This window comes from Ferroplasma sp. Type II (assembly GCF_000496155.1).
Genome location: NZ_KI542693.1, coordinates 51519 through 58374, shown reverse-complemented (window position 1 = coordinate 58374; position 6856 = coordinate 51519). Strand labels below are relative to the sequence as shown.

6 protein-coding genes and 1 pseudogene are annotated in these 6856 nt (G+C 35.6%); 4 read left to right on the top strand and 3 right to left on the bottom strand.

The window, feature by feature from the left end:
• Positions 1-556 (top strand): IS630 family transposase (locus AMDU4_RS02735; protein WP_290703996.1); only part of this gene is annotated, 556 nt, incomplete at its 5' end.
• On the opposite strand, the gene AMDU4_RS02730 is transcribed toward AMDU4_RS02735, so the two are convergent.
• Complete coding sequence (locus tag AMDU4_RS02730) at positions 507-785, bottom strand: hypothetical protein (RefSeq protein WP_290703993.1); 279 nt, start codon at positions 783-785, stop codon at positions 507-509. The two genes, AMDU4_RS02735 and AMDU4_RS02730, sit on opposite strands and share 50 nt — an antisense overlap.
• Positions 786-1442: 657 nt before the next feature.
• Here AMDU4_RS02730 and AMDU4_RS02725 point away from each other — a divergent pair.
• Positions 1443-2729 carry an MFS transporter gene (locus tag AMDU4_RS02725; protein WP_021786455.1) on the top strand — a complete coding sequence of 429 codons (1287 nt, stop codon included), beginning with the start codon at positions 1443-1445 and terminating at the stop codon, positions 2727-2729.
• An 81-nt stretch (positions 2730-2810) separates the two neighbouring features.
• Here AMDU4_RS02725 and AMDU4_RS02720 read toward each other — a convergent pair whose 3' ends face one another.
• On the bottom strand, positions 2811-3092 hold the full coding sequence (locus AMDU4_RS02720; RefSeq protein ID WP_290703990.1) for a hypothetical protein: 282 nt from the start codon (positions 3090-3092) through the stop codon (positions 2811-2813).
• A 146-nt stretch (positions 3093-3238) separates the two neighbouring features.
• Here AMDU4_RS02720 and AMDU4_RS02715 point away from each other — a divergent pair.
• Together AMDU4_RS02715 and AMDU4_RS02710 are read left to right on the top strand one after the other, a co-directional pair.
• Positions 3239-3448 (top strand): annotated as a pseudogene (locus AMDU4_RS02715) (IS1634 family transposase); the annotation flags it as partial.
• Positions 3449-4174: 726 nt separating this feature from the next.
• Positions 4175-5557, top strand: coding sequence for an MFS transporter (locus tag AMDU4_RS02710; protein ID WP_021786451.1), 1383 nt, complete (start codon positions 4175-4177; stop codon positions 5555-5557).
• Between the two features lie 12 nt (positions 5558-5569).
• On the opposite strand, the gene AMDU4_RS02705 is transcribed toward AMDU4_RS02710, so the two are convergent.
• A complete protein-coding gene (locus AMDU4_RS02705; protein WP_290703987.1) occupies positions 5570-6814 on the bottom strand; it encodes an AAA family ATPase in 1245 nt (414 codons plus the stop codon).
• Positions 6815-6856: the final 42 nt, after the last annotated feature.

The following is a 6856-nucleotide window of genomic DNA, read 5'->3' as shown; positions in this document are numbered from 1 at the left end:
ACTCACTGCCTTACTTTCATATGATGAAAAACCCGGTATACAGGCAATAGGAAATATATATCCAGATAAGCAGCCAGATGAGAAGCATGGCTATATATCAAGAAATCATGATTACAAGCGAAATGGGACATTGTCCCTGATGGCTGGCATTGATCTCATAACAGGGCAGATAATCCCGCTGGTGGAAGAGAGGCACAGGAGCCTTGAATTTGTGAAATGGCTTGAACTTGTTGACAGATATTACCCGGATGATTATAAGATCACCATAATCATGGATAATCACAGTGTTCATACATCAAAAGAGACAATGAAATACCTCTCATCAAGGCCATGGAGATTTAACTTTGTGTTTACACCAACACATGCATCATGGCTTAACATAATAGAGATGTTCTTCAGCAAGATGGCACGTTCCATGCTCAGGGGAATAAGGGTTGATTCAAAGGATGAACTGAAGAACCGCATGCTGGAATATATACAGGAAATAAACAACGAACCTGTTATATTCACCTGGAAGTGGAAAATGGATGAGATGCCAGGAGGTATAACTCTATAGTATTGTCAGTGTAATATAATGTCTCGATACTAGATATATTATTAGTTGGCCCGGATACCACTATCTTTGATTGACCAAGTCTTGTACTCTTTCCAAGGTCATTATGAATTGTGCTGCTTGATGGAAAGGCAAAATGGGATTCACCGGAAATTATGAAATAGGATATTCCGCTTACTATGATTATTATTACAATAATGACAATAGCCAGATATTTTATCTTAGCGTTCATTTGTCTCATAAAAACCATAATCAGTCAAGATATAAACTTTTAGTTCAGGATATAACAGATCAGTATTTTTTCATTGTGGATCTTTAAAGTTGCTTATTTTAAGGTTTGATTTAAACGCCTGAAGAACTATTTCTCCATAGGAATATAATGTATAATGTATAATGTATAATGTATAATGTATAATGTATAATGTATAATGTATAATGTATAATGTATAATGTATAATGTATAATGTATAATGTATAATGTATAATGTATAATGTATAATGTATAATGTATAATGTATAATGTATAATGTATAATGTATAATGTATAATGTATAATGTATAATGTATAATGTATAATGTATAATGTATAATGTATAATGTATAATGTATAATGTATAATGTATAATGTATAATGTATAATGTATAATGTATAATGTATAATGTATAATGTATAATGTATAATGTATAATGTATAATGTATAATGTATAATGTATAATGTATAATGTATAATGTATAATGTATAATGTATAATGTATAATGTATAATGTATAATGTATAATGTATAATGTATAATGTATAATGTATAATGTATAATGTATAAACTACTATGTATAAGCATGAGTATTGTTATCATGCAACATTTTATATATATCATGTAGATATATTTAAATGGAAACAACTAGAGTTAGTGTTGCTTCATCTCTGAAAAAGAGATATATACGGATAGCCCCCATATTGTTTTTCTTGTATGTGATAAACTTTTTAGACCGTGTGAATTTATCATATGGCATAGCGGCAGGAATGTTCCACGATATAGGTGTGCCAACGTCACAGACAGGAATTATTGCAGGGATTGCATCTTCCCTGTTCTTTGTTGCTTATGCCATACCTCAGGTTTTCACGACGTTACAGATAAATAAGGTGGGAGTAAGAAAGATATTTGCTTTTGCATTTACTGCCTGGGGAATTATAACGATTATCACGGGCTTTGTGCAAAATGTTCCGGAAATATATGCCCTTAGATTTGTGCTTGGACTTGCAGAGGCTCCATTCTATGCAGGTGTTATGTTCTTCATGGGTGTTTGGTTCGTAAAATCGGAAAGAGGAGTTGCAAACGCCTATTTCAACGCTGCAATTCCTGTTGCTGGTATATTTGGAGGGTTGTTATCCGGTGTTATATTCACAGTTTATGGACCTAATCCTGGATGGAGATATCTTTTCGTATTCGAGGGGATACTGGCTTTAATCTCAGTTGTAATATTATGGGTTGTCTTAACAGATTTTCCAGAAGAGGCAAAGTGGATGAGCAAGCCTGAAAGGGATTCTCTACAAGGTGAGCTGGATCAGGAACAGAAAACCAAGGCATTAAATGTGAATTGGAAACAGGCTTTAAGAGAGCCGGATGTAATCATTCTCACGCTTGTTTATTTCTTTGGTGTTACAGCCTTATATGGATACGCCATCTGGCTCCCTTCAATAATTGAGTCATTTGCAGGTGTAAAGGGAAATGCAGCCTTAGCTAGTTTTCTCTCAGATATCCCTTATGTTGTTGCTGCAATAGCACTGCTTTTCATATTAAGGTACTCCGATAAAACAGGTGATAGGAAAAAGCTGACGGCCATAATATTCTTTATTGCCGCCATAGGACTGGCAGTTAGCGCATTTACTATATCTAATGTGTATTTGTCCTTCACATTCTTCACCATATCGGCTATAGGAATATTCACGTTTCTGCCGGTGTTCTGGAATATACCACAGGAATCGCTTCCACGAGAAAGTTCAGCGGCTTCCATTGGACTTATAAATGGTCTTGGCAATCTGGGTGGAATAGTCGGCCCTATCGTGGTAGGTGGTCTTGAAACAGTTACAGGTCATTTCGTTGCAGGTGTTTATGGAATGGCATTATTTGCTCTGGTTGCAGGAATACTTATTTTATTCGTTAAACATTCCAGATAAACAAAAACCTTTTATTAATTTAATTTTTAAAACTTTCTAATGTATAATGAGTTTAGATATACCCAATATAATTTTTTAACCTTATTTAATTAGTGTTGTTTTTAACAGAGATATTTCGTTTTTTAGGTTTTGTATCATTAATATATCAAAATCCATAGCAGAGTAAGGGAAATCACCATATATATCCGTGGCAAGCCAATAATTAAGAGTTTTTTCAACAATGTCTGGTTTTTTCCTGATATCCGCAATACTTTTAATTTTTTCAACTATAGCCAACTGTTTCTCAAGTATAGCAATGATAGAATTATTATCGTCAATATTTGCAGAATGGAAAATAATCCATCTTTTTATATTTTCTGACATACTCTCCATCCTAAAGGGTTGGAGGTTCTCACTTTTACTTAGTTTTCGTCTTCATTCCTCACGGTCCAGACGGTTTCGCAAGAACCCATTGCCGAGTCTTAAGGTCACTGCCGGTTACAGTGTTGCCTCTTTAGGGGTATCAGTGCTCACTTTACCTGTATTGCAGCATATTCGTCCTGATCAGGGCTGCTGATCTAACCGATAAATTGTCAGTAAAGGACGTGCTTCTGAAATTCTCAAAGGTATACAAAATAATCAAGGGAAACAAGGAAACACTGAGCGAAATACCTTCAAGCGTTGGAAAGATAGACGACAGACTTGGAACCAATATATTCCCTAAAAAATTGCGGAGTTAAGGTTTAAACTTATAATTTTGAAAGCATATCAAAAACAAATTTGCTCATAGGATTTTTGTTTAAAACCATATCCATGTATTCATCAACGTCTTTTTGTGTTATTTTATATTCCATATCTCGTCAATATTCTATAATAATTATATTTAAAAATGTTTCTATTTCTACCACGGCGATTATGATTTACAATCAGAGAAATGGTTATTTTTAGTAGAATTGTCGGCTCAACCTCGTAAGAAGAAAAAAACTATTGTTATGTTTACTGTCCTGGGCATTATAATGATTCTCTCTGGTTTTTTACACAATGTTACGGAAATATATGCCCTTATATCTGTTCTTGTGCTGACTGATGCATAATTCCATGCTGATGCCGTGTGCCTCAATGGTATGGAGTTCATTTAATCAGAGAATGGTTACCAATGTCATTTTCCTTGTAGGATTTTTTATCGACATATTCTGAATTTCATCTATGGAAAAATCACACTTATAATTTAAGATGTGGAGATCTTTTCATATTCTACTGAATACTAATTTTAATTTCTGTTGTAATATTATGACTGTTTAACAAATTTCCATGAACAGGCAGGTGTATAAACCAGCCTAAAAGAAATGTGCTGCACGGTGATGAAAATATTTTTTTATTAAATTTATATATATTTTATATATCCATATAAGCCTGGTAATATTCTATTTGGATTTTTCTTAAATATGCAACGGCTATGAATCCCTATGGGATATAATGCTCTGGATAATGCAAAGATGAACTCTCTGCACAAGAAAATTACCGCTTTATCGGTTGGTGGAACATTCCTGGACGGCTATGATATTTCTATAATATCAGTGGCACTGATAGTAATGTCAAAACCTGTATATGGGTTGAATACGGATTTTGGGAAGGCAATGATAGCTGCTTCTACAGTCATAGGAATGCTATTTGGCGCAATTATTTTTGGGTATATAACTGATCTCTACGGCAGGAGAACAATGTATATGTATGATATGGCTTTGTTCATTGTACTCACTGCTGCCGAAGCATTTTCATGGAATTTTGCCTCGCTGTTTATCTTGCGATTTATACTTGGTCTGGGATTAGGTGCAGATTATGCTATAGGAGCAACGATTATAGGTGAATTCTCGCCTGTGAAATACCGGGGAAAACTTCTTGTGACCAATGTGCTTTCATGGTTCCTGGGAGCGGCAGTTGCATCTATTTCAGGTTTTCTGTTACTGCCCCTTGGAAATCAGTCATGGAGATATATGTTTCTTCTTGGAATAATACCTGCTGTAATAATACTGATTTTGAGAAGAGATGTCCCTGAATCTGCCAGATGGCTTACCAATAAGGGTAAGACTAAGGAGGCAGCTGATGTTGAGAGAGAATTGACAGGAACGACGGACAATTTAGCAATTATAAAGAGGGATAATAAGAATCCATTAAAAGAATTATTAAGCAGAAAATACCTCAAGAGCCTTCTTTTTGTTGGAATATTCTGGTTTACCTTTGATGCTTCATTCTATGGAATCAGTATATTTAGCCCCACAATACTGGAACTTTTGGGACTTAAGGCCAGAATGGCAATTTTGGGTTCGGCTGTATTCGATATGTTTGCCATATTGGGAAGCGTGATAGCCATACTTTTGATAGACCGGATAGGAAGAAAGGGCATAACGATTATCGGATTCTCAGGAATGGTGGTTTCACTTGCAGCACTGGGAATTATTACATTTTATGTACCTAATAAATCAGCGTTTATCACTGACGGTGCATTGATATTTGCAATGTTCCTTATATTTTATGTAACTGAGGCTATAGGTCCAGGGTCTACCGATTTTGTTTATCCCATTGAATTATTCCCAACAGAAGATAGGGCAACGGCACAGGGATTCGGCACATCTGTAAGCAGAGTTGGCGCCATACTGGGAATAACAACATTTCCATTTATTGTAACAATCTATGGATTCAGCACAAGCCTATTCTTCTTTACTGGGCTATCTGTTATTGGACTCCTGGCAACGGTGTTCCTTGCCACTGAAACAAAGGGAAAGACTCTTGAGGAGATCAATGAAATAGAAGAAGGAAAAATTAAAACCGCAAAATCTGGTGCTAAATAATTTTATTAATTTTCAGGAATCCCTGAATTGTATATACTTAGCAAGGAGATCATTGCTCACGGATGGTTTACTGGCCTGAATTACCTCCAGTATATCATTTTCTGTGATATTTCTTAAAATATTTGTCTTTGTGACCTCTTTGAAAACGTTTTCCTTTGCTTTATCACAAATATATTTTATATCTGCAGCAGAAAAATTTTCAGTGATTTCTGAGAAATAACCATAATTTATTTCATCGTGCAAGGCATTTTTCAAGTACATTTTGAACAGGAGTTCCCTGGCCACTACATCAGGGGGTGGTATGTATATGCGCTCGCCGAATCTACCCGGCCTTAAAAATGCCTCATCAATATCCCATGGGTTGTTTGTGGCACCAATAATAAGTAGTGTGTTTTTTCTTCCAACTATTCCATCCATTTCAGAGAGTAATGCGGGAACTGCCCGTTTCATGTAGCTGGAGTTTGTTTTGGACCTTTTTGGCGTAATAGCATCAATTTCATCGAAAAACAACACTGCAGGTGAATGCTTTGATGCATATTTGAAAAGTGTTTCTATATTATTTTCGAACCTGCCAAACCACTGATTTAGCAGATTTGATGGATTTATATTGATAAAATAGGCATGTGCCTCATGTGCTATTGCTCTGGCTATGAAAGTCTTCCCATTTCCCGGTGGGCCATACATTAATATCCCCCCTCCTGCGTTTATATCATACATCCTTGCCAGATCCTTCTTTATCAAGGGAAGCAATATCTTGACCTTTACTTCATCCTTAACGGAATCAAGTCCGGCAACGTCTTCAAATGAGGTTTCGGGTATATTTATGTTGTCAATGCCCATGGCACTGAGAAATTCCTCGTCCTCAGTACTGTTTTTCGCATTGCTAATTAAAATATCATCTGTTTCTTCAGCTTGTTTTTTACTATTAGTATTGTCGGATAGATCTTTCGGTTCGCGATTAGCTGGCACCGGAGAAAAAATTTTGTTTTCCTGTACAGTTTCACTTGATAGTATCATGGGGTTTGATTTCTTTGCTTTTTCTTCCATTGACTGTAATTTCATCTGTAATATGTCGGCTATGGAAAATATTGACCTGGCCTGTGTCTTTCTGTGGCCGGCTATTTCAGGACTCTCAACTCTGGCCGAATTCATTAAAAGTGTAGCAGCCTCCCGGTAAAGTTTAATTGCATATTTTAAATGATTATCATTCTCCTCTTTCTTGGCTTTTTTGATAATCTGCAGAGCATCATCAACCATTGTCATATAATATAATAGAATTAATATAGATAAATCCATCGA

Bases quoted from the DNA above. Each gene is read 5' to 3' on its own strand.
- AMDU4_RS02730 (WP_290703993.1), bottom strand. From the start codon at position 785: ATGAACGCTAAGATAAAATATCTGGCTATTGTCATTATTGTAATAATA.
- AMDU4_RS02725 (WP_021786455.1), top strand. From the start codon at position 1,443: ATGGAAACAACTAGAGTTAGTGTTGCTTCATCTCTGAAAAAGAGATAT.
- AMDU4_RS02720 (WP_290703990.1), bottom strand. From the start codon at position 3,092: ATGTCAGAAAATATAAAAAGATGGATTATTTTCCATTCTGCAAATATT.
- AMDU4_RS02710 (WP_021786451.1), top strand. From the start codon at position 4,175: ATGGGATATAATGCTCTGGATAATGCAAAGATGAACTCTCTGCACAAG.
- AMDU4_RS02705 (WP_290703987.1), bottom strand. From the start codon at position 6,814: ATGGTTGATGATGCTCTGCAGATTATCAAAAAAGCCAAGAAAGAGGAG.